General features: G+C 69.5%; 22 protein-coding genes and 1 pseudogene. 10 read left to right on the forward strand and 13 right to left on the reverse strand.

Features of this window, described 5'->3' with window-relative positions; translation table 11 throughout:
* The 5 genes from TN53_RS37005 to TN53_RS37025 all read right to left on the reverse strand — a co-directional run.
* A partial coding sequence (locus TN53_RS37005; RefSeq protein WP_046263218.1) for a carbohydrate ABC transporter permease occupies positions 1-828 on the reverse strand: 828 nt, incomplete at its 3' end.
* A gap of 5 nt (positions 829-833) precedes the next feature.
* Complete coding sequence (locus TN53_RS37010; RefSeq protein ID WP_046263219.1) at positions 834-1,694, reverse strand: carbohydrate ABC transporter permease; 861 nt, start codon at positions 1,692-1,694, stop codon at positions 834-836.
* Between the two features lie 25 nt (positions 1,695-1,719).
* Positions 1,720-3,102 (reverse strand): extracellular solute-binding protein, encoded by a 1,383-nt coding sequence (locus TN53_RS37015; protein WP_046263220.1) that lies wholly within the window; start codon positions 3,100-3,102, stop codon positions 1,720-1,722.
* 67 nt (positions 3,103-3,169) lie between these two features.
* Positions 3,170-5,164 (reverse strand): tetratricopeptide repeat protein, encoded by a 1,995-nt coding sequence (locus TN53_RS37020; protein ID WP_324609644.1) that lies wholly within the window; start codon positions 5,162-5,164, stop codon positions 3,170-3,172.
* A gap of 22 nt (positions 5,165-5,186) precedes the next feature.
* A complete protein-coding gene (locus TN53_RS37025) occupies positions 5,187-6,056 on the reverse strand; it encodes a 5'-methylthioadenosine/S-adenosylhomocysteine nucleosidase (protein ID WP_046263236.1) in 870 nt (289 codons plus the stop codon).
* 60 nt (positions 6,057-6,116) lie between these two features.
* On the opposite strand from TN53_RS37025, the gene TN53_RS37030 reads away from it, so the two are divergent.
* Entirely contained in the window at positions 6,117-6,665 is a 549-nt protein-coding gene (locus TN53_RS37030) for a hypothetical protein (RefSeq protein WP_046263221.1), read from the forward strand.
* Here the strand turns inward: TN53_RS37030 and TN53_RS37035 are convergent.
* Positions 6,652-7,341 carry a response regulator gene (locus tag TN53_RS37035; RefSeq protein ID WP_046263222.1) on the reverse strand — a complete coding sequence of 230 codons (690 nt, stop codon included), beginning with the start codon at positions 7,339-7,341 and terminating at the stop codon, positions 6,652-6,654. The genes TN53_RS37030 and TN53_RS37035 overlap by 14 nt on opposite strands.
* The gene (locus TN53_RS37040) at positions 7,338-9,197 is read right to left on the reverse strand and encodes a sensor histidine kinase (protein ID WP_095046930.1); all 1,860 of its coding nucleotides are present in this window, start codon (positions 9,195-9,197) and stop codon (positions 7,338-7,340) included. Before TN53_RS37040 ends, TN53_RS37035 begins: the two co-directional genes overlap by 4 nt.
* A 152-nt stretch (positions 9,198-9,349) precedes the next feature.
* On the opposite strand from TN53_RS37040, the gene TN53_RS37045 reads away from it, so the two are divergent.
* Positions 9,350-10,732 (forward strand): cation:dicarboxylate symporter family transporter, encoded by a 1,383-nt coding sequence (locus TN53_RS37045; protein WP_046263223.1) that lies wholly within the window; start codon positions 9,350-9,352, stop codon positions 10,730-10,732.
* A 121-nt stretch (positions 10,733-10,853) separates the two neighbouring features.
* Here TN53_RS37045 and TN53_RS37050 read toward each other — a convergent pair whose 3' ends face one another.
* Positions 10,854-11,471 (reverse strand): TetR/AcrR family transcriptional regulator, encoded by a 618-nt coding sequence (locus tag TN53_RS37050; protein WP_046263224.1) that lies wholly within the window; start codon positions 11,469-11,471, stop codon positions 10,854-10,856.
* A gap of 126 nt (positions 11,472-11,597) precedes the next feature.
* Between TN53_RS37050 and TN53_RS37055 the strand changes: the two genes are divergently transcribed.
* Positions 11,598-13,271 (forward strand): MFS transporter, encoded by a 1,674-nt coding sequence (locus tag TN53_RS37055; RefSeq protein WP_046263225.1) that lies wholly within the window; start codon positions 11,598-11,600, stop codon positions 13,269-13,271.
* An 80-nt stretch (positions 13,272-13,351) separates the two neighbouring features.
* Positions 13,352-14,122: a DUF2127 domain-containing protein gene (locus tag TN53_RS37060; RefSeq protein WP_046263226.1), complete on the forward strand. Its 771-nt coding sequence runs from the start codon at positions 13,352-13,354 to the stop codon at positions 14,120-14,122.
* 154 nt (positions 14,123-14,276) lie between these two features.
* On the opposite strand, the gene TN53_RS37065 is transcribed toward TN53_RS37060, so the two are convergent.
* Positions 14,277-14,717 carry a MarR family winged helix-turn-helix transcriptional regulator gene (locus tag TN53_RS37065; RefSeq protein ID WP_046263227.1) on the reverse strand — a complete coding sequence of 147 codons (441 nt, stop codon included), beginning with the start codon at positions 14,715-14,717 and terminating at the stop codon, positions 14,277-14,279.
* Between the two features lie 82 nt (positions 14,718-14,799).
* Between TN53_RS37065 and TN53_RS37070 the strand changes: the two genes are divergently transcribed.
* Complete coding sequence (locus tag TN53_RS37070; protein WP_046263228.1) at positions 14,800-15,450, forward strand: maleylpyruvate isomerase family mycothiol-dependent enzyme; 651 nt, start codon at positions 14,800-14,802, stop codon at positions 15,448-15,450.
* A 219-nt stretch (positions 15,451-15,669) separates the two neighbouring features.
* Positions 15,670-15,933: pseudogene (locus tag TN53_RS48675) on the forward strand (AAA family ATPase); the annotation flags it as partial.
* Here TN53_RS48675 and TN53_RS37075 read toward each other — a convergent pair.
* Both TN53_RS37075 and TN53_RS37080 read right to left on the reverse strand, forming a co-directional pair.
* Positions 15,921-16,811 (reverse strand): aldo/keto reductase, encoded by an 891-nt coding sequence (locus tag TN53_RS37075; protein ID WP_046263229.1) that lies wholly within the window; start codon positions 16,809-16,811, stop codon positions 15,921-15,923. The pseudogene TN53_RS48675 and the gene TN53_RS37075 sit on opposite strands and share 13 nt — an antisense overlap.
* Position 16,812: 1 nt before the next feature.
* The gene (locus TN53_RS37080; protein ID WP_095046934.1) at positions 16,813-17,727 is read right to left on the reverse strand and encodes an NAD-dependent epimerase/dehydratase family protein; all 915 of its coding nucleotides are present in this window, start codon (positions 17,725-17,727) and stop codon (positions 16,813-16,815) included.
* 45 nt (positions 17,728-17,772) lie between these two features.
* Between TN53_RS37080 and TN53_RS37085 the strand changes: the two genes are divergently transcribed.
* From TN53_RS37085 to TN53_RS37100, 4 genes are all read left to right on the forward strand, one after another.
* Positions 17,773-18,282, forward strand: coding sequence for an Lrp/AsnC family transcriptional regulator (locus TN53_RS37085; RefSeq protein ID WP_199924720.1), 510 nt, complete (start codon positions 17,773-17,775; stop codon positions 18,280-18,282).
* Positions 18,283-18,311: 29 nt separating this feature from the next.
* The gene (locus TN53_RS37090) at positions 18,312-18,701 is read left to right on the forward strand and encodes a MerR family transcriptional regulator (protein WP_046263232.1); all 390 of its coding nucleotides are present in this window, start codon (positions 18,312-18,314) and stop codon (positions 18,699-18,701) included.
* Positions 18,698-19,012 carry a thioredoxin family protein gene (locus TN53_RS37095; RefSeq protein WP_046263233.1) on the forward strand — a complete coding sequence of 105 codons (315 nt, stop codon included), beginning with the start codon at positions 18,698-18,700 and terminating at the stop codon, positions 19,010-19,012. The genes TN53_RS37090 and TN53_RS37095 overlap by 4 nt, the downstream gene beginning before the upstream one ends.
* Positions 19,013-19,175: 163 nt before the next feature.
* Positions 19,176-21,395 carry a HelD family protein gene (locus TN53_RS37100; protein ID WP_046263238.1) on the forward strand — a complete coding sequence of 740 codons (2,220 nt, stop codon included), beginning with the start codon at positions 19,176-19,178 and terminating at the stop codon, positions 21,393-21,395.
* Here TN53_RS37100 and TN53_RS37105 read toward each other — a convergent pair.
* Together TN53_RS37105 and TN53_RS37110 are read right to left on the reverse strand one after the other, a co-directional pair.
* A complete protein-coding gene (locus tag TN53_RS37105; protein WP_095046933.1) occupies positions 21,392-22,228 on the reverse strand; it encodes a hypothetical protein in 837 nt (278 codons plus the stop codon). The two genes, TN53_RS37100 and TN53_RS37105, sit on opposite strands and share 4 nt — an antisense overlap.
* Before the next feature lie 66 nt (positions 22,229-22,294).
* Positions 22,295-22,874, reverse strand: a 580-nt coding sequence (locus tag TN53_RS37110) for an alpha amylase C-terminal domain-containing protein (protein WP_046263234.1), incomplete at its 5' end; no start/stop codon positions are given.

Genomic DNA, 22,874 nt, shown 5'->3' on the forward strand with positions numbered 1-22,874 from the left:
CCCCTTGACAGACCCACCCAGCGCAAACCCCCCACCCAACCGCCGAGCCACCCCCACATAAAGCACCAGCACCGGCGTCGAATAGATCACCGAAAACGCCGCCAGCTGCCCATAAACAACCATCCCCCGGTTCCCGAAGAACTCATTGATGCTCACGCTCGCCGGCATCTGGTCCGGCGTCAGCAGCAGCATGAACGGGACGAAGAAGTTCCCCCACATCATCACGAACGAGAACACCGTCACCACCGCCACGCCCGGCCCCATCAGCGGCAGCACGATCCGCATCAGGGACTGCATCGGCGACGCCCCGTCCGTCCAGGCCGCCTCCTCCAGTTCCTTCGGTACGCCGTCCATGAAGTTCTTCATCAGCCAGATGGCGAACGGGAGTTGGGAGGCCGCGAAGAAGAAGATCGTGCCCTGCATGGTGTCGATCAGGTTCACCTGCACGAACAACGCGTACACCGGAACCATGATCGCCGTGATCGGCAGACTCGTGGCGAAGAGGATCGTCAGCAGGAACGGCCGGTTCAGTCGAGACCGGAACCGCGACAGCGGATAAGCCGCCAGTGCCGCGCACACCACCGTCAGCAGCGTGCCCCCACCGCACAGCAGCAGACTGTTCAGCAGTGGCGTGAACGTGATCTCCGGGGTCAGGACCGCGTCGAAGTTGTCCAGCGTCACGCCGTCGGGGAGCTTCACGCGGAGGTTCGCGTTCGGGTCGACCGAGGACAGGAGGACCCAGACCAGCGGGAGCATGAAGGCGGCGGCCACCACCAGGAGGCCCGCGTCGGCGGCCAGGCGATGGGTTGTGGACCTTCGGGAAGCCATCGCGGTCAGACCTCCGTCCGGAGCAGACGCACGTACACCATCGAGAACAGCGAGCCCACCACCAGAAGCAGCAGCGCCACCGCCGTGCCGTAGCCGATCATGCTCTTCTGGAACGCCTCCTCGTACATGAAGAGGGGGAGGGTCTGGCTCTTGCCTCCCGGGCCGCCCCTCGTCATCACCCAGATCAGGCCGAAGACGGACAGGGTCTGGAGGGTGATGAGCATGAGGTTCGTGCCGATGGAGCGGCGGATCATCGGGAGGGTGATGTGCCACATGCGGCGCCAGCCGCCCGCGCCGTCGACCTCCGCGGCCTCGGTGATCTCCTTGGGGATCTCGTTCAGCGCCGCTGAGTAGACCAGCATGGAGAACGCCGTGCCCCGCCACACGTTCGCGAACGACACCGCGAGGATCGGCAGGGTGAACAGCCAGTTCTGGGTGGGGAGATGGAGCCAGTCGAGGATGGCGTTCAGGGTGCCCTCGCGGCGGAAGAAGGCGTAGAGGAGGAAACCGGCGACCACCTCCGGGAGCACCCACGCCGCGATGACCACCGCGCCGACGATCGTGCGCACCGGCTTCGACGCGCGCTGCATCAGCGCGGCCAGCGCCAGGCCCAGCGTGTTCTGGCCGATCAGCGCCGACACGACCGTGAAGACCAGCGTCAGCCACACCGCGTTCAGGAACGCCTCGTCGCCGAACGCCGTACGGAAGTTCTCGAAGCCGATGAACGACTCCTGCGCCTGGCCGGTGAGTTGGAGGTCGGTGAAGGCGATGTAGGCGCAGTACGCGATCGGGCCGGCCAGGAAGAGGAGCAGGAGGATCACGGAGGGGGCGAGGGGGAGGGCGCGGGCGGTCCTCGTGAGTCTCATGGGAGAGGGCTCACTTCTCGGTCACTCACTTCTCGGTCACTTTGCCGTCGGCCGCCGTTTTCAGTTCCTCGTCGTAGGCCTTCGCCGCTTCCGCCACCGACATGTCGCCCGTCGTCACACCCTCCATCGCCTCCTGGATCGCCGTGGAGACCTTCGGGTACGCCGGGTAGGCGGGCCGGTAGTGCGTGCTCGCGACGAGGTCGGTGAAGAACTTGATGCCGGGCTGGGCGTCTGCGTACGCGGGGTCTTCGGCGACGTCCTTGCGGACCGCGATGCCGGAGTTGGCGACGTACCACTTCTGGGCGTTCGCCTTCGTCTGCATCGTCTTGATGAAGTCGAAGGCCAGGTCGGGGTTGGCCGCCTTCGACGGGATCGCCCACGTCCAGCCGCCGGACATGCTCACCTTGCCGGGGGCCTGGCCGTTCTGTGTGGGCATGTGGGCGAGGCCCAACTTCTGGGACCACTCGGGCCATTCGTGCCCGCTGCCCTCCAGCCAGTCCTGTGGGAGCCAGGAGCCGTCCAGGTCGATGCCGAGCTTGCCCTTGGGGAGGAGGTCGCCGCGGATGATGGTCTGGATGTTGGGGTCCAGGGCGGTCTCGACGTCCGGGCCGAGCTTGTCCTTGTAGACCGTCCCGACGAAGGAGAGGGCGTCCTTGAAGCCCTGGCCGCCGGCGATCCACTTCTTGGTGGCGGTGTCGTAGAGGGGGTCCGTGGTGCCGTCGTTCGTGCCGTAGAGCAGCATCTCGAAGCCCTGCATGGTGGCCGCTTCACCTGCGGGCTTGCCGGTGTAGACGTTGAGGGGGGTGACGTCGGGGACCTTCTTCTTGATCGTGCGGGCGGCTTCGAGGACGTCGTCCCAAGTCCTGGGCTGCCAGTCGGTGGGGAGGCCGGCTTTGCTGAAGATGCCCTTGTCGAACCACAGTCCCCGGGTGTCGGTGCCGTCCGGGACGCCGTACGTCTTCCCGTCCTCGGCCTTGGCCGCGGTCTTCGCCGTGTCGATGAACTGGTTCCAGTCCGGCCACTTGGCGAGGTAGGCGTCGAGGGGCTTCAAGTACCCGCTGGTGATGTCGGAGTTGATGAGGAACGTGTCCTCGTAGACCAGATCCGGGGCGGTCTTGGGGGAGCGGAGCATCTGCTGGACCTTGGTGTAGTACTCCGAGTCCGGCGCCTTGATCGGGACGAGCTCCACCTTCTTGCCGGGATTAGCCTTCTCGAACTGCGACTTGACGCCGGCCAGGAACTCGTCCATCACCTTGACGGAGTTGTCCGTCGACTGCTTGAACGAGACCTTCAACGTGTCCGGGTCGCTTCCGGAGCCGGAGCTGCACGCGGTGAGGGCGGTGGCGGTGAGGGCGGCGGCGAGGAGTGGGGGGAGCACGGAGCGGATGGCGGTGGGGCGCACGGGCATGACCTCCTACGGGCTCACGTGGGGGTGGCCGGGTGGCTGCCCGGTGAACGTAGGGGGAGTGGTCTAGTCAGGTCAATGACTCTGCGGCGGATTGGGCTTCGGTGGCTTCGGTGGGAGCGTTGGCTCGGGTGTAGGCGTCGGAGGCCCGGAGGTAACACTTGCGGGCTTCGGAAATGCGGCGTTGAGCTCTGCGGACGACGGCCAGGCTGAAGAGGGAGTGCCCCGTCCGATACCAGTCCTCGAATTCGCGATGGGCCTTCAGCGCCTCGCCATACGCCTTGACCGCTTCTTTCGTTCGGCCCGCTTCCTGCAGGGCGCTACCGAGGTTGTGCCAGGCCCCGCCCTCGCCGTGGCGGTGCCCGATGTCCTGGAACATGTCTCGGGAGCGCGTGTGGGCGTCGATCGCCTCCTGTACCCGGCCCGCCTCTTCGAGAGCGTTACCGAGGTTGCCCCACGTCTCGGCCGCCTCCTTGCTTCCCCGGTCGACCCGATGCAGATCACGGGCACGGGTGAGGGCAACGATGGCTTCCTCGACCTTGCCCGCCTCGCGCAAAGCGATGCCGAGGTTGTTCAAGGCGTTTGCCTCTCCGTCTCGGTCGTGAGCGGCTTGGTACAGGTCACGGGCGTGCGTGTGAGCGGCGACCGCTTCCTCCACCCGGCCGGCCTCCCTAAGAGCGAGCCCGAGAAGGTCCCACGCACTTGACTCCGTGCCCGGGTCTCCGGTGCGTCGTGCGGCCTCCTGAGCCGTACGCGCGATGGTGATCCAGTCGTCGAAGTATCGCCGCCACTCCAGGTAGGCCGACAAGCAAGAGGCGAGCCACACCGCCGCAGACGCGTGTCGGTCATCCTCGGCCCACTGCGCGGCCGCCATCAGCCCCGCTCGCTCTCCGTCAAGCCAGGTCAGAGCCTGCGCCCGGTCGGTGAACCGACCCTGCTTGCGCTGCGGCAGCCAACGCAACTGGTCGTCCGCCGCATCCGCTGTCTGTCCGTAGAACTCCAGCAGCCGCTCTCGCGCGCTCTCCCCTTCCTCGTGCAAGTTCGGGTCCCCTGTCACCACATGCGCCCCGAACGCCCGCACCAAGTCATGCAACCGCCAGCGCACACCCCCGTCCGACGGGACCGGCGTCACCAGTCGGGAGGAAGCCAATTCCGACAGAAGGAGGGCAGTCTGCTCGGTCTCCTGACCGGCCAGCGCCATCGCGGCCTCATCACTGACCTCGGCTGTGGGAGCCAAGCACAGTAGTCGCAGCAACCTGGCTTGTTCCTGGGGCAGTTGACTGTATGCCGCCTCAAGGATCGGCCTGGCACCCAGTGTTCCGGCCCGGTCCTCGGACTGGCGCAGTTCGAGCACGAGAGACCTGATGCCTCGGTACCAGCGCTTTCGAAGCATGCCTCCCGCAATCCGCAGCGCCAGCGGATGATGCCCGCACAACTCGGCGAGCTCGGCGACGGCCTCCGGTTCACGAGCGGCCCGGTCGTCACTCTCATCGGCCAACTGCAGCGACCGTTCGATGAGGTCGGCCGAAGCTGCTGGCTTGAGCACGTCCAGGTCAAGAAGCCGCACATCCAGGTCGGAGAGCCGATCCCGGGATGTGATCAGAACGCGGTGGTGGTTGGTTGCCGGGAACAGCGCGGCCACCTGCGACGGGTCCGACGCATTGTCGAGGATGAGCAGCATCGACTGACGCTGCTCAGCCAACAGCCGCTGATACAGAGCCTGCTGAGCCGTCACCGTCTGCGGCAGCTCCGCCCCTCGAACTCCCATCACATCCAACAACGCCACCACAGCCTGATCCGCCGTAACCGGATCCTCGTCATACCCCCGAAGGTCCACGAACAACGTCCCCCCGGGAAACCACCCCTCCCGCACCGCCCGATGCGCCGCACACAACGCCAACGACGTCTTCCCGATGCCCCCCAACCCCGACACCGCACAGATCACCACCGGCAGATCGGACTCCGCACTCCCCCGATCCAGCACCGGCATCAACCGAGCCAGATCCTCCTCCCGCCCGGTGAACCCCGCCGGCACCGCCGGCAACGCAGCCGTGGCGACCGGCACCGGCCCATGCACGGACCCGCGTCTACCGCTCCCCGTCCCCCCGTTCCACCCGCTTGCCCACGAACGGCCCGTTGAAGGTGCTGTTCCGGAAGTCGAAGTGGTCCCCTCGGTAGACGGACCCGCGATGGGGTCCCTCCTCAGAGTCATCGGCCCCCGCCGAACCCGCCGCCGAAGCCCGCCCACCGAACGGCCGCAGCTCCCGCAACACCGCCACCACCGCCGAAGCCGCACTCGCCGCCGCCCGAGGCTGCCAACCTTCCCCGTCCAACCGGGACTTGTCCCCCTCGGCCCGGTCGCTGATCCCCCGGATCACCAACGCGTCCCCACCCGCGAGGTCGACCGCACTCAAGACCCCCGCGCCCTCCATCTCGATGGCGGCGGCGTCGTTGTAGTTCCTGCGCAGATGCTCGGCAAGCGCGGATGACGACGCGGCCAGTACGACATCCCCCGCAGCGATGGGCTTCAAGTGCGCCCGAGGATCGTCCCGCAGCGCATCCCGCGCCGCCGAGACCAGCCGGTGCGAGGCACGCCACGCGTCCGGTCGTACGAGAAAGCCGTCCGGCGTCTCCTTGCCCCCGTGCACCGCGTACACCTTGGTCGCCACGACCACGTCCCCCAACGCGATGTCGCTCTTCAGCCCCCCGGCGACTCCGACGAAGAACACCGCCTCGGGCTCCAGCCACGACAGCACCCGCTCCGTGAGCGCCGCGGCCGTCAGATTTCCCTCGCCCATCTCCACCAGCGCCACCGACCATGGCGTACCGGTCAGGCGGCCTACCTCGGCCCGGGTCCCTCGTTGGTGCTCGCGCTTGCGCACATCGGTCAGATACTTCTGTACGGCCGTGTACTCCAGCGACAACGCGGTCAACACCGCCACAGTGGGTCGAGTCACTCCCTTAAGGTACGGCCAAGTGACCTGCGCAGGGACGCCGTTGGGACCAAAGGAGAGCTCATGCCGGACCAGCACGACGTCACCGCCGGCCAGCTGCTCCTCGCCGAGTACCAGACCCTCAAGGACGAGCAGAAGACCCGTATCGGCTTCCGCGACAACCTCCTCTACGTCACCCTCACCATCGTCGCCGCCGTCATCGCCGCCACCGCGCAGGCCAAGCGCCCCGACATGCTGCTCGCGCTCCCGCCCGTGTGCGTCGTGCTCGGGTGGACGTACCTCGTCAACGACGAGAAGATCTCCGCGATCGGCAGGCACATACGCAACGACCTGGGTCCGAAGCTCGCCCAACTCGCCCAGGTCGAGCACGCGTTCACCTGGGAGTCCGCCCACCGCTCCGACTCCCGCCGACGTCAGCGCAAGGTCATCCAGTGCGGGATCGATCTGCTCGCCTTCTGTGTCGTGCCCCTCGCCGGGCTCGCCGTCTACTGGGTGGCGGGCGAGACCAGTGCCGGGCTGCTCGTGCTGTCACTCGTCGAGGCGGTCAGCGTCATCGGGCTCGCGGTCCAAGTCGTGCTCTACACGCGGCCGTTCGGCCCTACGGGCCCTTGACCCACCGGTACTGCAACTCCGGCCGACCCACCGCCCCGTACTGCGGAGCCCGGGCCGCTCTGCCCGCGTCCACGAGGTGCTCCAGGTACCGACGGGCGGTGATCCGGGAGATCCCCACGACCTCCGCGAGTCCGGTGGCCGTCAGTCCCTCCCCGCTGTCCCGCAGCGCCACGGTCACCCGTTCCAGGGTGGGTGCGCTCAGGCCCTTCGGCAGCGCCGCCGGACCGGGCGCCCGCAGTGTCGCCAGCGCCCGGTCCACCTCGTCCTGCCCGCTCGCCTCGCCCGCCGCCGCGTGGAACTCGGCGTACCGGATCAGCCGGTCCCGCAACGTGGCGAAGGTGAACGGCTTCAGGACGTACTGGACGACACCCAGGGAGACTCCCTCCCGTACCACCGTCAGGTCCCGCGCCGACGTCACCGCGATCACGTCCGCCTGATGCCCGGCGGCCCGGAGCGAGCGGGCGAACTGGAGACCGTGCACGTCCGGGAGGTGCAGGTCCAGCAGGAGCAGGTCCACCGGCGTACGGTCCAGCAGGCGCCGCGCCTCCGCCCCGGTGTGTGCCTTGCCGACGGCAGTGAAGCCCTGCACCCGGTTCACGTACATGACGTGCGCGTCCGCGGCGACCGGGTCGTCCTCCACGACCAGGACACGGATCGGCTGTGGCTGGGTCGTCATGCGTCGCCTCCAGAAGCGGTACCCCGCGAACCGGCGCCCTCCGGCGCGGGAGCCCCACGCTCGGAGCCCTCCGGTTCGGCACCCTCCGGCCCCGGGGTTCGCGGCTCGATCCCCACCGGTGCGGCACCTGTCGTCGACGCATCTTCGGACACCGCAGCGCCCACCGCACGCCCGACCCCCATACCGCCGCCCCGCGAGGCCTCCCGCGCCGCCTCCCCGTCGTTCACCCACGAGGACGCCCGTACCCCGGCCTCCCCCGGCCCCCCACCCCGCAACGGCACGCGAACCTCGAACTCCGCCCCACCCCCGGCAGCCTCCGCCACCGTCAACGTCCCCTCATGCCGGCCGACCGCCTGGCGTACGAGAGCCAGTCCCAGCCCCCGGCCCCCCGGGCCCGCCGGCTTCGTGGAGAAGCCCCGTTGGAACACCGCCTCCGCATGCGCCGGATCCACGCCCCCGCCCGTGTCGGAGACGCGCAGCATCAGTTCGTCGGCTTCCGTGTACGCCGTCACCGTCACCCGCGCACCCACGCTGCCCTGCGCCGCGTCCACCGCGTTGTCGATGAGGTTGCCGAGGATCGTCACAAGGTCCCGGGAGGGGAGTGACGGCGGCAGCAGGCCGTCGTCCAGGCGGCTGTCCTCCGACACCACGAGCTCCACGCCCCGCTCGTTCGCCTGGGCCGTCTTGCCCAGGAGGAGCGCGGCCAGCACCGGTTCGCTCACCGCCGCCACCACCTGGTCGGTGAGCGCTTGCGCCAGCTCCAGTTCGGCCGTGGCGAAGTCCACCGCCTGCTCGGCCCGGCCCAGTTCGATCAGCGAAACGACCGTGTGGAGGCGGTTCGCGGCCTCGTGCGCCTGGGAGCGCAGCGCCTGGGTGAAGCCGCGTTCGGAGTTCAACTCGCCCATCAGGGACTGGAGTTCCGTCACGTCCCGGAGTGTGACCACCGTGCCTCGGCGGTCTCCTCCCGACACCGGGGAGGTGTTGACCACCAGCACCCGGTCCGTGGTCAGGTGCACTTCGTCCACCCGGGGTTCCGAGGCCAGGAGCGCGCCCGTCAGGGGGGCCGGGAGGCCGAGTTCCGCCACCGAGCGGCCCACCACCTCGTCGGCCACACCCAGCAGTTCGCGCCCGCCGTCGTTGATCAGCGCCACCCGGTACTGGCCGTCCAGCATCAGCAGCCCCTCGCGGACGGCGTGCAGCGCGGCCTGGTGGTAGTCGTGCATATGGCTGAGCTCGGTCGCATTCATGCCGTGGGTGTGGCGGCGCAGCCGGGCGTTGATGCCGTACGTCCCGATCGCGCCCAGTGCGAGGGCGCCCGCCGCGACACCCAGCAGGGCCGTGAGCTGGCCCTGGGCCCGCTCGCTGATCGCCTCGACCTTGATGCCGGCACTGACCAGGCCCACCACCCGGCCGTCCTCCTTGATCGGCGTGACCGCGCGGACCGAGCGGCCGAGGGTGCCCTTGTAGGTCTCGGTGAAGGAGTCGCCGGCCAGGGCGGGGTCGATCCGGCCGAGGAACTTCTTCCCGATCTCCGACTCCGTCGGGTGGGTCCAGCGGGTGCCGCGCCGGTTCATGATCGTGACGAAGTCGACGTCGGCGTCGTGCATCACCCGCAGCGCGTACGGCTGGAGCTTCGCCGAGGGGTCGGAGGTGTGGATCGCCTCCCGTACCGACGGTGAGTCCGCGACCGCGCCCGCTACCGCCATGGCTTGGCGGCCCGCCGCGTCCTCGGCCTGGCTGCGGTCGCTGACGTAGGTGAAGAGCGCGTACCCCGCGACGAGCACCGCTATCAGCACGGCCTGCATGGCGAAGAGCTGGCCGGCAAGGCTGCGGGGTCTCGGGACCGGGATGTGCATGTCGTCAGTGTGCCTCCGACAGTAAGTGTGAACTAAATGAACGGAAGGGTGACCGCCCTCACAGGGCGGGAGATAGTCACGGCATTCCTCTAAAGCCCGGACGTGAGCCGCACGCCGGTGTCATCCGACGAAGACGTCAAAGGAGGGCAGCCGTGGCCGCCAGCACCCCCGAAACCGCATCTGCCGCGCCCGCCAAGCGGGACCGCACCCATTACCTGTACATCGCGGTGATCGTCGCGGTCGCCATCGGCATTCTTGTCGGCATGGTCGCGCCGGACTTCGCCGTCGAGCTGAAGCCCATCGGTACGGGCTTCGTGAACCTGATCAAGATGATGATCTCGCCGATCATCTTCTGCACGATCGTGCTGGGTATCGGTTCGGTACGGAAGGCCGCCAAGGTCGGTGCCGTCGGCGGTATCGCGCTGCTCTACTTCACGATCATGTCGATGGTCGCGCTGGGCATCGGCCTCGTCGTCGGCAACATCCTGGACCCGGGCACGGGTCTCGCGGTGACCGACGCGGTCAAGGACGCCGGTCACGCACAGGTCGACGCGGAGGCCAAGGACACCACCGAGTTCCTGCTCGGCATCATCCCGACCACGATGATCTCCGCGTTCACCCAGGGCGAGGTCCTGCAGACGCTGCTCATCGCCCTGCTCGCCGGGTTCGCGCTGCAGGCCATGGGTCCCGCCGGTGCGCCGGTCCTGCGCGGTGTCGAGCACATCCAGCGTCTTGTCTTCCGCATCCTCGCCATGATCATGTGGGCCGCCCCGATCGGCGCCTTCGGTGCCATGGCCGCGGTCGTGGGCTCCGCCGGCGTGGACGCGCTGAAGGATCTCGCCCTGCTGATGCTGGGCTTCTACACCACCTGCGTCCTGTTCGTCTTCATCGTGCTCGGCACGCTGCTGCGGGTGATCGCGGGCCTGAACATCCTCACGCTCTTCAAGTATCTCGGCCGTGAGTTCCTGCTGATCCTGTCGACCTCGTCCTCCGAGTCCGCGCTGCCGCGGCTCATCGCGAAGATGGAGCACCTGGGCATCAGCAAGCCCGTCGTCGGCATCACGGTCCCGACCGGCTACTCCTTCAACCTCGACGGCACCATGATCTACATGACCATGGCCTCGCTGTTCATCGCCGACGCCATGGGTACGCCGATGTCGATCGGTGAGCAGATCCCGCTGCTGCTCTTCCTGTTCGTCGCCTCGAAGGGCGCCGCCGGTGTCACCGGCGCCGGTATGGCCACGCTGGCCGGTGGTCTGCAGTCGCACAAGCCGGCCCTGGTGGACGGTATCGGCCTCATCGTCGGCATCGACCGCTTCATGAGCGAGGCCCGCGCCCTCACCAACTTCGCGGGCAACGCCGTCGCCACGGTCCTGATCGGCACCTGGACCAAGGAGATCGACCGCGAGCGCGTCGACCAGGTCCTCGCCGGTCACCTTCCGTTCGACGAGAAGACCCTCCTCGACGACGGCCACGGGCCCGCTGTCGCGGATGTGCCGGAGCAGGGCGGGGAGAAGGAACTCGCCAAGGCCTAGAGGCAGGGAACTGGCCAAGGCCTAGAGGCAGGGCCCGGCCTCGCGAGGGCAACAGACTCCGGGCGGTTGAGTAGCTCCCCCGTCGCTCAGCCGCCCGGGCGGTAATCCAAGGCAGTACAACTCAATCGCTCAGCTTCGCCACCAGTTCGGTGGCACGAGAGGCGGGTACGCCCGCCGCGGTCAGTACGGTGACCGCGGCGGAGCGGCCCGCCTCTTCGGGTGCCAGGAGGCCGTCGTTCACCGCCTCCATCACCGCGAACACCAGCTGCTCGTGGACGTACGCCAGGGCCGGCGCGGGCAGCGGGGAGGTGAAGACGCCCTCCTTCAGCCCGCGCTCCAGCAGTTCCTCACAGGCCTCGCGCACCGGCGCGAGACGTTCCCGGATGCCCTGCATCGTCACGCTGCGCTGGGCCAGCGCGACCAGGATGCGATAGCGGTCCGCGACCTCCCAGGTCGCCAGCGTGGCCCCGGCCAGCGCCCGTGCCGGATCCCCGGCATCCGCCCGCCCCGCCTCGTGCGCGGCGGCCACCGCCGCCACGGCACCGTCGACGAGGGTGCCGACCAGCGCCTCACGGCTGGGGAAGTGCCCGTACACGGTCCGCCGTACGACCCCCGCGGCGCGCGCGATCTGGTCCATGGACGCGTCCGGATCGCGCAGCAGCTCGGCGAGCGCCACGTCGAGGATGCGGCGGCGGTTGGCGTCGGCGCGGCTGGTGTTACCCGTGGTCATGGACGCCATTGTGCCTCCTTCCTCATCTATTTGCACAGTGCTGTGCAGCGAGCGTATATTGCACAGCGTTGTGCAAGTGCACAGTGCTGTGCAACGCCGTGGAAAACCAGTCCGCTGAGGAAGGCCACCCCTGCCATGCGACTCGTCATGACCGAACCGGTCGAGAGGATGGACCGCCCCTACGCCCGGCGTTGGTGGGCGCTCCTCGTCCTTTGTCTGAGCCTGCTGATCATCGTGATGGCGAACACCGCCCTCACGGTCGCCGCGCCCGCCATGACCGAGGACCTCGGTCTGTCCAGCGCCGATCTCCAGTGGGTCATCGACGGCTACACCGTCCCGTACGCCGCGCTGATGCTGCTGCTCGGTGCGATCGGCGACAAGTACAGCCGCCGCGGCGCCCTGCTGCTCGGCCTGGTCGTGTTCGGTGGCGGGTCCGTCTTCGGGTACTTCGCCGACAGCTCTACGACGGTCGTCGCGGCCCGTGCCGTGATGGGCACCGGCGCCGCGATGATCATGCCGGCGACGCTGTCCCTGCTCGCCTCGACCTTCCCGCGCGCCGAGCGGGCCAAGGCGATCACCGTGTGGACCGCCACGTCGGGCGTGGCCATCGCGGCCGGTCCGCTGGTCGCGGGCGCGCTCCTGGAGAACCACGACTGGACCTCGACGTTCCTCATCAACGTCCCCGTCGCCGCGCTCGCGATCGTCGGCGCCCTGGTCCTCGTACCGCCGTCCAAGGCCAGGGACAAGGGCCGGATCGACTACGTCGGCGGGCTGCTGTCGGTGGTGTGGATCGGCTCGCTGGTCTACATGATCATCGAAGGTCCGCACTTCGGGTGGGGTGTGAAGGCGATCGCCGCCGCGGTCGTCGCGGGTGCCGGACTGCTGGCCTTCGTCCTGTGGGAGCTGCGTCACCCGCGCCCCGTCGTCGACGTCCGCCGCTTCACCGACCGCGGTTTCGCCGGCTCCAACCTCGCCGTCGCCCTGTTCTTCCTCGCCGTCTTCGGCGCCTTCTACTACCTCACCCAGCACCTCCAGTTCGTCCTCGGCTACAGCGCCCTGGAGACCGGCCTGCGCATGCTGCCGCTCGCCGGCGCGGTCTTCGCGGGCTCGGCCCTGACCGCCTTCCTCACCCCACGGGTCGGCATGAAGTGGACGGTCACCGCGGGCATGGTGGGCGGCACCGCGGCGCTTGCGCTGCTGACACAGGTGGACGCCGGTTCGTCGTACGGCGATTTCGTCGCCCCGCTCGCCGTCCTCGGTCTGGCGATCGGCCTCGCCCTCTCGCCCGCCACGGACGCGATCATGGGGGCGTTCCCCGAGTCCGAACTGGGCGTCGGCGGCGCGGTGAACGACACCTCGATCGAGCTCGGCGGGTCGCTCGGCATCGCGATCCTCGGCTCGCTGCTGGCGACGTCGTACTCGGACCACCTCGCCGATGCCACGGGCGGCAGCAGGCTCCCGGCGGCCACGCTCGACACCGCGCAGGACTCGGTCGGTGCCGGGTACGCCGTCGCGCAGGGCATCGGGGAGCAGGCCCGGCAGGTCGCCGGACAGGCCGCGAAGGCGACAGACCCCCAGCAGGCGGCCCAGCTGAAGGCACAGGCAGATCAACTCGCCGCCGGGGCCAGGCAGATGGCCGAGGCGGTCGGCTCCTCCTTCTCGGACGCGGTCGCCCACACCAGCCTCATCGGGGCCGTGGTCCTGGGCGTCGGCACGGTGTTGGTCGCGGTGCTGCTGCCGGGACGGAAGAAGGCGGCGGAGCCCGTCGAAGCGGTCGCGGAGGAGAAGGAGCTGGCCGGCAGCCGCTGACTCACCGAACTCTTACCCGCGCCCACTAGCGTGCCGCGTCTGTCCAGTACAGGCGCGGCACGTTGGTGGAGGCACGGGGGATGGCGATCGACTGGGACCGGCGCACGTGCGCGCGTCGCGGACATGTGACGTACGCGCCGGACGACCCCCGGCTGCGGGCGAGGCTGCACGCCGAGACCGCCCTCGGGGAGGTCTGGCGCTGTCTGCGCTGCGGCGACTTCGCACTGGGGGAGCCACACGGTTCCGGGCCGGCCTCCGAAGCCCCGCTGGTACCGCGCGGCAAGGTCCTGCGCGACCTGTTCATCCTGCGCTTCCTCGCCGTCGAGCGGGCGGTGCGCGGGGTGTTCATCGTGCTGGTGGCGCTGGCGGTCTGGAAGTTCAGCAACAGTCAGGACGCGGTGCGCAGCCTCTTCGACGAGTATCTGGACGTCTTCCGACCGGTGTTCAGGCACTTCCACTACGACCTCGACCACTCACCGGTCGTGGGCACCATCCAGAAGACCTTCGGCTACCGGCACAACACCCTGCTCCTGGTGGCGGTGCTGCTCCTGGCCTACGCCCTGATCGAACTCGTCGAGGCGGTCGGCCTCTGGTACGCCAAGCGCTGGGCGGAGTACCTGACGGTCGTCGCCACGGCCGCCTTCCTCCCTCTGGAGATCTACGAACTCACCGAGCACATCAGCTGGTTGAAGATCGCCACGTTGGTCCTCAACATCCTGGCCGTCCTCTACATCCTCCTGGCCAAGCGCCTGTTCGGCCTGCGCGGCGGTCACCGCGCCTTCGAGGCGGAACGACGGAGTGCCTCGCTGCTGGAGGTCGAGGAGGCGGCGAAGGTGGGAGCCCCGGCCTGAGCGCTCCGCGGGAAGTGCCGCGATGTGCCGTCGGCCGTCCGGGGCGCCGTCGTGGCTGGTCGCGCCCCGCGGCGGAGCCGCATAGTGATACGGCCCCGCGCCCCTTCAGGGCGCTGCCGAACCATAACGGACTTCACCCGACCCGCTTACGGCCCTAGGCCCAAGGATCCGTGATCTCCCGCAACAGCGTCAGCGCCTCGCGCAACTGCTTCATCCGCCGCTTGCCCAGGCGCTCCTCCCACTCCTTCTCGACCTCGGCGACCACCGCGTCGGCGACCTCCTTGGCCGCCCATGCCTTTGCCGCGCCGCGGACCAGGCGGGCGCGTCTGTCCGTCGGGTCCGGGACCCGCGTCACATAGCCCGCCTTCTCCAGCTGATCGACCAGGAAGCCGGCGGTCTGCTTGGTGATCTGGGCCTGTTCGGCCAGTTCCGTCAGACGGGTCCCGTCGGGGCCGATGCGCTGCATGACCCGGGCCTGGGCGGGAGTGAAGTCGTCGAAGCCGGCCTCGGCGAGCGCGGCGAAGACGCGGTTCTCCAGGGCCCGGTACGGGAGGAACAGGAGCACGCCCGTGGTGAGCTCGCTCTCCGGCACCATGGTCGACGCCTCCGGTCCGTATCGCTTGACATTGGTCAGACTCTCTGACTAATTTGGTCAGAGAAGCTTACCACTTGAGTGGGTGATTTCCGTGAGTGCTGTCTCGGATGCCGCGCTGGACACCGACGAGCTCTGGCAGATCGTCGACCAGGAGCGCGCGAGCCTGGCCGATCTCCTGGAGGGGCTGCGCCACGAGGAGTGGGAGACGCGGACGCGGTGTGGGGACTGGCGGGTGCGGGACGTCGCCGCGCATCTCACCGTCGCGGCAGGCTTCACGTACGGGCAGGTCGTGCGGGAGATGCTCCGCGCCCGCGGCGACTGGAACCGGATGATCCACGACTCGGCCGTACGCGAGGCGGAGCGGCCCGTCGCCGAGATCGTCGCCAACCTGCGCTCCATCATCGGCTCCCGCCGCCTCGCCCCCACCACCTCGCCCCGCGAGCCCCTCCTCGACCTCCTCGTCCACGGCCAGGACATCGCCCTCGCGCTCGGCCGGCACCGTGAGATGCCCCCGGCCGCCGCCCGCGAATCCGCCGACCGGGTGTGGACCATGCGCTTCCCGCCCCGTCCCTGGCCACTTCCGAAGGCCCGACTCGTCGCCACCGACATCGAGTGGACGCGGGGTGAGGGGGAGGAGATCAGCGGCCCGGTCTCCGCGCTGCTGCTCCTGCTGACGGGACGTACGGAGGCGGCGGCACCACGGCTCGACGGGGCGATTCCGAAGGCGGGCTGACCGGGCGGTGCTGCGGACACCTCCCGTCCCTTTCCGGTCTGTTCGCGACCACTTGCCCGCGAGCACAACGTCTTCCGCGGACAGGTCCTCTCCTTCGAGGGCTCGGAGTTCGGCCACGGCCTCGGACCGTTCCGCTTCCACCGCCGCCCCGACCTGACCCGCGACGACATCGTGCTGTCGGCCGGACTCCTGGATCGCGTGGAGCGCCAGGTCGTGGGTGTGGCCCGGCGCCGCGAACAGCTCCGCGCGGCCGGTCAGCATCTGCGCCGGGGCCTGCTGCTGTACGGCCCGCCCGGCACCGGCAAGACGCACACGATCCGCTATCTCCTCTCCCATCTCCCGCAGTTCACGGTGGTGATCCTGTCCGGCGAGAGCATCGGGGCCATCGGCCCGGCCTGCGCACTGGCCCGGATGCTCCAGCCGGCCCTCGTCGTCCTGGAGGACTGCGACCTCATCGCCGAGGCCCGCGACTACGGCGGCGGCGAACAGCCCCTGCTCTTCCAGGTGCTGAACGAGATGGACGGCCTCGGCGACGACGCCGAGTCCCGGATCGTCTCCGGCCGGCTCGCCCCGGGTATCGGGATCACGGTCGGTGACCTCGCCAACAGCCAGGCGAGGCAGACCTGTTGGGCGCTGACTCCGCGTTCGGCCGCGACCTCGTGGAAGGCGCCGAAGCGTCCCGCCCCCGGCAGCCGCGACGGCCCGTCCAGCGCGCTGCGCGAGATACCGCCCAGCGGACTCCACGGCAGGAACGCCAGACCCAGTTCCGCGCAGAGCCGCAGCTCGGCCTCGCTGTGGCGGACCTCGGGGGAGTACTGGTTCTGCACCGACACCAGCCGGTCGCCGAGGATCGCGCGGGCCGAACGGATCTGCTCCACATCGGTGTTGGAGACCCCGGCGAGACGGATCTTGCCCTCGTCGAGCAGCTCCCGCAGTGCGCCGACCGACTCCTCGAAGGGCACGGCCGGGTCGGGCTTGTGCAGCTGGTAGAGGCCGATCGCCTCGACGCCGAGCCGCTTGAGGGAGCCCTCGGCGGCCCGCTTCAGATGGCGCGGGTCACCCGTCACCGTCCAGCTGCCGTCGGCCGGCCGGCCCCGGCCGCCCTTCGTCGCCACCAGCACGTCGGACGTGTCACCGCCGTACGCGGCCAGGGCGCGGGCCACCAGCAGTTCGTTGTGGCCGGGCTCGGCGCCGGGCAGATGGTACGAGTCCGCCGTGTCCAGCAGGGTGACGCCCGCGTCCAGTGCCGTGTGCACGGTGGCCAGGGCCCGCCGCTCGTCCGGGCGGCCCGCCAGGGACAGCGGCATCGCACCCAGCCCGACGGAACTCACCCGCAGGCCGCCAAGTACGCGGTACCGCATGTCAGTTGCCGCCCTTCCCGAGGGTTTCGGCGATCGCGGTGGGCAGCCACTGCCGTACGTCGCCGAAGGTGAAGCCGAGCCGTGCGGCGCGGGAGTTGTCCATGCCGTAGGAGCGGGAGAAGGAGAACGGTGAGACCTCGCCGACCTCGACGAGCTGGAGTACGACCTTGCCCCGGGGCAGGTGCGCGGTCACCGCCTCGCACAGCTCGACGGTGGTCAGCAGGCCGTGGGAGGCCGCGTTGACCGCTCCCGTGAACTCCTCGCCGGCCGCCCACGCGAGGAAGTCGGCGATCTCCTCGACGTGGATGTAGGTGGCGGGCTGGTTCGAGAAGGGCACCGCGATCGGCTCGCCGGTGCGGATGCGGGAGACGTAGTGGTCGAGGCGCCCGGTGAAGTCGTCGTCCCCGCCCAGCACATGGGCCACGCGGACGGCCGCGTGAGGGAAGTCCGCAGCGGCCGCGAACACCGCCTCCGCCTGCCGCTTGCCCTCGCCGTAGTGGGACTCCAGGAACTCCGGGTCGTCCCAGGGGAGTTCGGGGTCGACGGTCACCGTCAGCGGATCCACGGCGTCCTCCCGTACGAGCGCGATGGAGTCCTCGTACTCGTACACCTCGACCGTCGACGTCATCACATAGCGTCCGGTGCGCCCCGCGAAGACCCGGCGGGCGATCTCCGCCTGCCGGGGGGTGTAGCAGACCTGGTCGACGACAACGTCGAACACCCGTGGACCGAGCGCGTCCGTCAGGGACTTCTCGTCGTTCCGGTCGGCGACCAGTTGTGCCGCGCCCGGTGGTGGCGGCGAGGATCCCCGATTCAGTACGGTCACGCGGTTTCCGGCGGCCAGCAGCCGTGCGATGAGGCGCTTGCCGAAATAGCGGTTGCCGCCGATGACCAGTATCTCCCGTGCCTTTTCCATGACCATAATTCTCCCGGCGTACATCCACGTTCTGAAGGGGGAACCATGGGAGTTCAGACCGCCGCACCGAAAGAACCTCGGCATCTGCGGGCCGCCACCGATGAAACCTCGGTGGCCTTCGACGCGCTGGACCGGCAGATCCTGGAGCTCCTCCAGAGCGACGGCCGGATCAAGCTGAGCGAGCTGGGGCGCCGGGTGCGGCTGAGCCCGGCGGCGGTCACCGAGCGGGTGCGACGGCTGGAGACGGCGGGCGTGATCAGCGGCTACGGCGCCCATGTCGCCCCCGCCCGGCTCGGCTACGGCATCCAGGCGTTCATCCGGGTCAACCCGCACGGCGGCTACAACCTCAAGCACCCGAGGACCCTGGAGCTGATCGAGCGCCCCGAGATCACCGAGGTGCACCACGTGGTCGGCGAGGACTGCTGGATCCTCAAGGTCGCCGTCCGCGACACGGTCCACCTGGAGGAGGTCCTCGAAGCGGTCTCCGCGCTGGGCCGCACGACGACCTCGATCGTGCTCACCTCTCCCGTGGAGCGCAAACCCCTGTTGCCTTGACGTCGGGGTCAAGGCTTACGTTCGTACGCATGCGAATCGGCGAGCTGGCCGCACGGGCCGGGACCACGACGCGGACGCTGCGGTACTACGAGTCCCGGGGGCTGCTGCCCGCGCGGCGCGGCGACAACGGGTACCGGGCGTACGACGAGAGCGATCTGAAACTGCTGCGGCAGATCAGGACGCTCCAGGACTTCGGGTTCGACCTGGAGGAGACGCGGCCCTTCGTGGAGTGCCTGCGGTCCGGGCATCCCGAGGGCGACTCGTGCCCCGCCTCGCTCGCGGTCTACCGGCGCAAGCTGACGGAGCTGGACGAGCTGATCGGCGAACTGCAGACGGTGCGGGCGCAGATCGGCGTACGCCTTGCGGCCATGGCCGGGGACGAACCACCGTTGTGCGAACTGGGAGGGCAGGAACTGTGATCGATGTGACGGACGCGGATTTCGCGACGGAAGTGATCGGCTCCGAGGTGCCGGTGCTGGTGAAGTTCACGGCGGACTGGTGCGGGCCCTGCCGGCAGCTCACGCCGGTGCTGAACAGCATCGCGGCGGAGGAGGGCGAGCGGCTGAAGATCGTCGAGCTGGACGTGGACCGCAATCCGCAGACCACCATCGCGTACGGCGTCATGGCGACGCCCACGCTGATGGTGTTCCGGGGCGGTGAGCCCGTGAGGTCGGTGGTGGGGGCCCGGCCCAAGCGCCGTCTGCTGGAGGAACTGGCCGATGTGATCTGAGTGATCTGATTCCCCGGAACGAAAGAAATCCCCCCGGCAATTGCGCCGGGGGGATTTCTTTGGTTAAACTCAATGGTTCGCGACTTTACGGGAATTCAGTCGCAAGGAAGTTCAGTAGGCACAGTATATCGGCGTGGGAGTGGAATTGTCAAACAGCGGTGAAATTCGCGGTGAGCAGGAATTCATCGACACCCTGTACGCACGCGTGGACGCCCTGCGCGGTGACACCGAGACCGGTGTCAGCGACGCGCTCGCCCAGGGCAACACGCCCATGCAGGCCCGTCTGGAGCGGGACGTCCTGGTCGCCGAGCGCTCGGGGCTGCTGGCCGCGCTCAACGCGGTGGACGGTTCGCTGTGCTTCGGCCGGATCGATCTGACGTCCGGCACCAGTCACCACATCGGCCGGATCGGTCTGCGCAGGGACGACGCCGAGCGCACACCGGTCCTGATCGACTGGCGGGCCGCCGTGGCCCGGCCGTTCTACCTGGCTACCGGCCACACCCCGATGGGCCTGCGGCGGCGCCGGCACATCACCACCGAGGGCCGTGAGGTCACCGCCCTGCACGACGAGATCCTCGATCTGGGCGACGCGACCCGCACCGGCCACGAGGACCCGACCGGCGACGCCGTACTACTGGCCGCGCTCGACGCCGCCCGCACCGGCCGGATGCACGACATCGTGCAGACCATCCAGGCCGAGCAGGACGAGATCATCCGGGCACCGCACCGCGGGGTGCTGGTGGTCGAGGGCGGCCCCGGCACCGGCAAGACGGCCGTCGCCCTGCACCGGGCCGCGTATCTCCTCTACGAACACCGGGAGTTGCTGGCCAAGCGCGCCGTCCTGATCGTCGGCCCCAACCCCGCCTTCCTCGGCTACATCGGCGAGGTGCTGCCCTCGCTGGGCGAGACGGGCGTGCTCCTCGCGACGGTCGGCGAACTGTTCCCCGGGGTGAAGGCGAAGGCGACCGACACCCGCGAGGCGGCCGCGGTGAAGGGGCGCGCCGCGATGGCGGACGTCCTCGCCGAAGCCGTACGCGACTGGCAGTCGCTGCCCGATCCGGTGATCGCGATCGAGCACGAACGCGAGATCCTCATGCTCGACGACGACCTGGTGCGGGTCGCCCGCGAGCGCACCCGTGAGGCCGGACTGCCGCACAACGTCGCCCGCGAGCACTTCGAGGGCCACATCCTCAACACGCTCACCGAGCTGTACGCCGAGCGCGTCGGCACCGACCCGTACGACGGCACGAACCTCCTCGACCCGAGCGACGTCACACAGATCCGCGACGAGATCGCCGAGAACCGTGAAGTCTGGGCCGCCATCGACCAGTTGTGGCCCCGTCTGACACCACAGCGGCTGGTCGCGGACTTCCTCGCCGACCCGGTGGGCTACCTCCCCGACGAGGACGCGGCCGCGATCCGGCGCCCGGTGACCCGGGCGTGGACGGTGGCGGACGTACCGCTCCTCGACGAGGCGGCCGAACTGCTCGGCGTGGACGAGAGGTTGGCGCGGGCACGGGCCGAGCGTGAACGGGAGACCCAGGTCGCCTACGCGCAGGGCGTGCTGGACGTCTCCTACGCCTCCCGGACCTATGAGTTCGAGGACATCGACGACGAGGACTCCGAGGTGCTGTCCGCGCACGACATCATCGACGCCGAACGGTTCGCCGAGCGTCAGGAGGAGGACGACCACCGCAGCGCCGCCGAGCGCGCGGCGGGCGACCGGACCTGGGCCTTCGGGCACATCATCGTCGACGAGGCGCAGGAGCTGTCGCCGATGGCCTGGCGGCTGCTCATGCGGCGCAGTCCGACCCGTTCGATGACCCTGGTCGGAGACCCCGCGCAGACCGCGGAGGCGGCGGGCGTCGGCTCCTGGCAGAAGATCCTCGAACCGTATGTCGAGGACCGCTGGGACCACACCCGCCTGGGCGTCAACTACCGCACGCCCGCCGAGATCATGGAGCTGGCGGCGGCCGTCGTACGGGCGGAGAACCCGGACTTCGAACCGCCGAGCTCGGTCCGTTCGACCGGCGTACGACCCTGGATCCGCGCCACCGACGACCTTCCCGGCGCCGTGGCCAAGGCGGTCGAGGAGCTGACCCCCGCCGAGGGCCGGCTCGCGGTCATCGCCCCACGCCATCTGCACGCCAAGCTGGCGGGACACCTGGAAGGAGCCGGGGTGACGGCGGGCGCCGAACCGGACCTCACCCGGACCGTCGTCCTCCTCGACCCGCGGCAGTCCAAGGGCCTCGAGTTCGACTCCGTGCTGGTGGTCGAGCCGGGGCTGTACGGCACGAGCGATCTGTACGTGGCCCTGACCCGGGCCACGCAGCGGCTGGGGGTGCTGCACACCGGACGGCTGCCGAAGGCGCTGGCCGGTTAGGGCGAGGGAGAGTGGGTCGGGTGCAGGGAGGGGGACAGGGGCTCAAGGGACGCGCACAGGGCGGTCGGGAACGCCGGTTCCCGGTCCTGTACGTCCTGGCAGCCCCCGGCCGAGGTCCGGAAGAACGGCTTCCAGCCCGCTTTCTCGGCCTGGTAGAACCAGCGGTCGCCCAGATGGGGCGCGCATGTGTCGTTCTCCGGGTCGCCGCAGACCGGGCCGGTGGGCCAGGAGATGTCCAGGACCAGCCACTTGCCGTCGCAGTGCTCCGCGTCCCGGTAGGTGTGCGCGGGTGAGTCGACCGCCTTCACCGCCTGCTCGTAGGAGGCGGTGGTGCAGCCGGTGGCCGGCGGGGTGCAGCCCAGGTCGCCGCAGAGGCGCAGGTGGGGCAGGTGGGCGTCGTCGGCGGTGAAGACGGCGCCGGGGTAGCCGACCACCAACTCGCGGTCTCCCAGGGGTTCGGGGAGCTTGACACGGGCCTTCGCCGTGGTGGATTTCGTGCAGCCGGAGGACTGGTCCCCGGACGGCGAGGTGAAGGTGACCTGGACCGGCACGGTGTTCGATACGGGCTCGGTGAGTTTGGCCTTGAGGTCGCGCACACACGGGTTCGGGCCGCTGGGCACGTCCACGGCGATGGTCACCGTGCGTCGATCGGTGCCGAGTTCGGCGCCGTTGATCTGGCTGCGTGTGGGCGCCGACAGCGTCCAGGGGAGCGCGGTGGCCGAGGGCGGGCTGCCCCGCCCGGCCACCTGCGTTCCGCACGCGCCGAGCAGCAGTACGGCGACAGCGCAGAGCAGGGCGGCCAGGGCCGCCCCGCGCGTGCTTCCGGATCGCATGGGCCCGCACCTCTCCCGTGGAGCACCGACATGGACCCGGACCACTCTACGGAGTGCCGCTCCCGGCTACTCGGGCCGTAGCCACACCGTTGCCAGGGGCGGCAGCGTCAGGGTGATGCTGGCCGGGCGGCCGTGCCAGGCGGTCGCCTCCGGCTTGATGACGTCCGGGTTGGTGAGGTCGCCGCCGCCGTACTTGCCGACGTCGGTGTTGAGGGTCTCGTGCCAGGCGGGGATGGAGTCGGGCACGCCGAGACGGTAGTCGTGGCGGACGACGGGGGAGAAGTTGGAGACGGCGAGGAGGGGGGTTCCTTCGGCGTCGAGGCGCAGGAAGGCGAAGATGTTGTCTTCGGCCGCGTCTCCCACGATCCACTGGAAGCCGTCGGGGTCGGTGTCGCGCTGCCACAGGGCCGGGGTGTGGCGGTAGACGATGTTGAGGTCGCGGACCAGGTCCCGCACTCCGCGGTGGTCCGCCTCCGCGCCGTAGCCGGGGTCGAGGAGCCACCAGTCCGGGCCGTGCGCCTCCGACCACTCGGCGCCCTGGGCGAACTCCTGGCCCATGAAGAGGAGTTGTTTGCCGGGGTGGGCCCACATGAAGGCGAGGTAGGCGCGGTGGGTGGCGCGTTGCTGCCACCAGTCGCCGGGCATC

It is taken from the genome of Streptomyces sp. WM6386, from assembly GCF_000972385.1.
GTDB lineage: Bacteria > Actinomycetota > Actinomycetes > Streptomycetales > Streptomycetaceae > Streptomyces.

What these genes read in the sequence shown, in the direction of transcription:
- TN53_RS37010 (WP_046263219.1), bottom strand. Translation starts at nt 1,694, where the DNA reads ATGAGACTCACGAGGACCGCCCGCGCCCTCCCCCTCGCCCCCTCCGTG.
- TN53_RS37015 (WP_046263220.1), bottom strand. Translation starts at nt 3,102, where the DNA reads ATGCCCGTGCGCCCCACCGCCATCCGCTCCGTGCTCCCCCCACTCCTC.
- TN53_RS37030 (WP_046263221.1), top strand. Translation starts at nt 6,117, where the DNA reads ATGCCGGACCAGCACGACGTCACCGCCGGCCAGCTGCTCCTCGCCGAG.
- TN53_RS37035 (WP_046263222.1), bottom strand. Translation starts at nt 7,341, where the DNA reads ATGACGACCCAGCCACAGCCGATCCGTGTCCTGGTCGTGGAGGACGAC.
- TN53_RS37040 (WP_095046930.1), bottom strand. Translation starts at nt 9,197, where the DNA reads ATGCACATCCCGGTCCCGAGACCCCGCAGCCTTGCCGGCCAGCTCTTC.
- TN53_RS37050 (WP_046263224.1), bottom strand. Translation starts at nt 11,471, where the DNA reads ATGGCGTCCATGACCACGGGTAACACCAGCCGCGCCGACGCCAACCGC.
- TN53_RS37055 (WP_046263225.1), top strand. Translation starts at nt 11,598, where the DNA reads ATGCGACTCGTCATGACCGAACCGGTCGAGAGGATGGACCGCCCCTAC.
- TN53_RS37060 (WP_046263226.1), top strand. Translation starts at nt 13,352, where the DNA reads ATGGCGATCGACTGGGACCGGCGCACGTGCGCGCGTCGCGGACATGTG.
- TN53_RS37065 (WP_046263227.1), bottom strand. Translation starts at nt 14,717, where the DNA reads ATGGTGCCGGAGAGCGAGCTCACCACGGGCGTGCTCCTGTTCCTCCCG.
- TN53_RS37075 (WP_046263229.1), bottom strand. Translation starts at nt 16,811, where the DNA reads ATGCGGTACCGCGTACTTGGCGGCCTGCGGGTGAGTTCCGTCGGGCTG.
- TN53_RS37080 (WP_095046934.1), bottom strand. Translation starts at nt 17,727, where the DNA reads ATGGAAAAGGCACGGGAGATACTGGTCATCGGCGGCAACCGCTATTTC.
- TN53_RS37085 (WP_199924720.1), top strand. Translation starts at nt 17,773, where the DNA reads ATGGGAGTTCAGACCGCCGCACCGAAAGAACCTCGGCATCTGCGGGCC.
- TN53_RS37090 (WP_046263232.1), top strand. Translation starts at nt 18,312, where the DNA reads ATGCGAATCGGCGAGCTGGCCGCACGGGCCGGGACCACGACGCGGACG.
- TN53_RS37105 (WP_095046933.1), bottom strand. Translation starts at nt 22,228, where the DNA reads ATGCGATCCGGAAGCACGCGCGGGGCGGCCCTGGCCGCCCTGCTCTGC.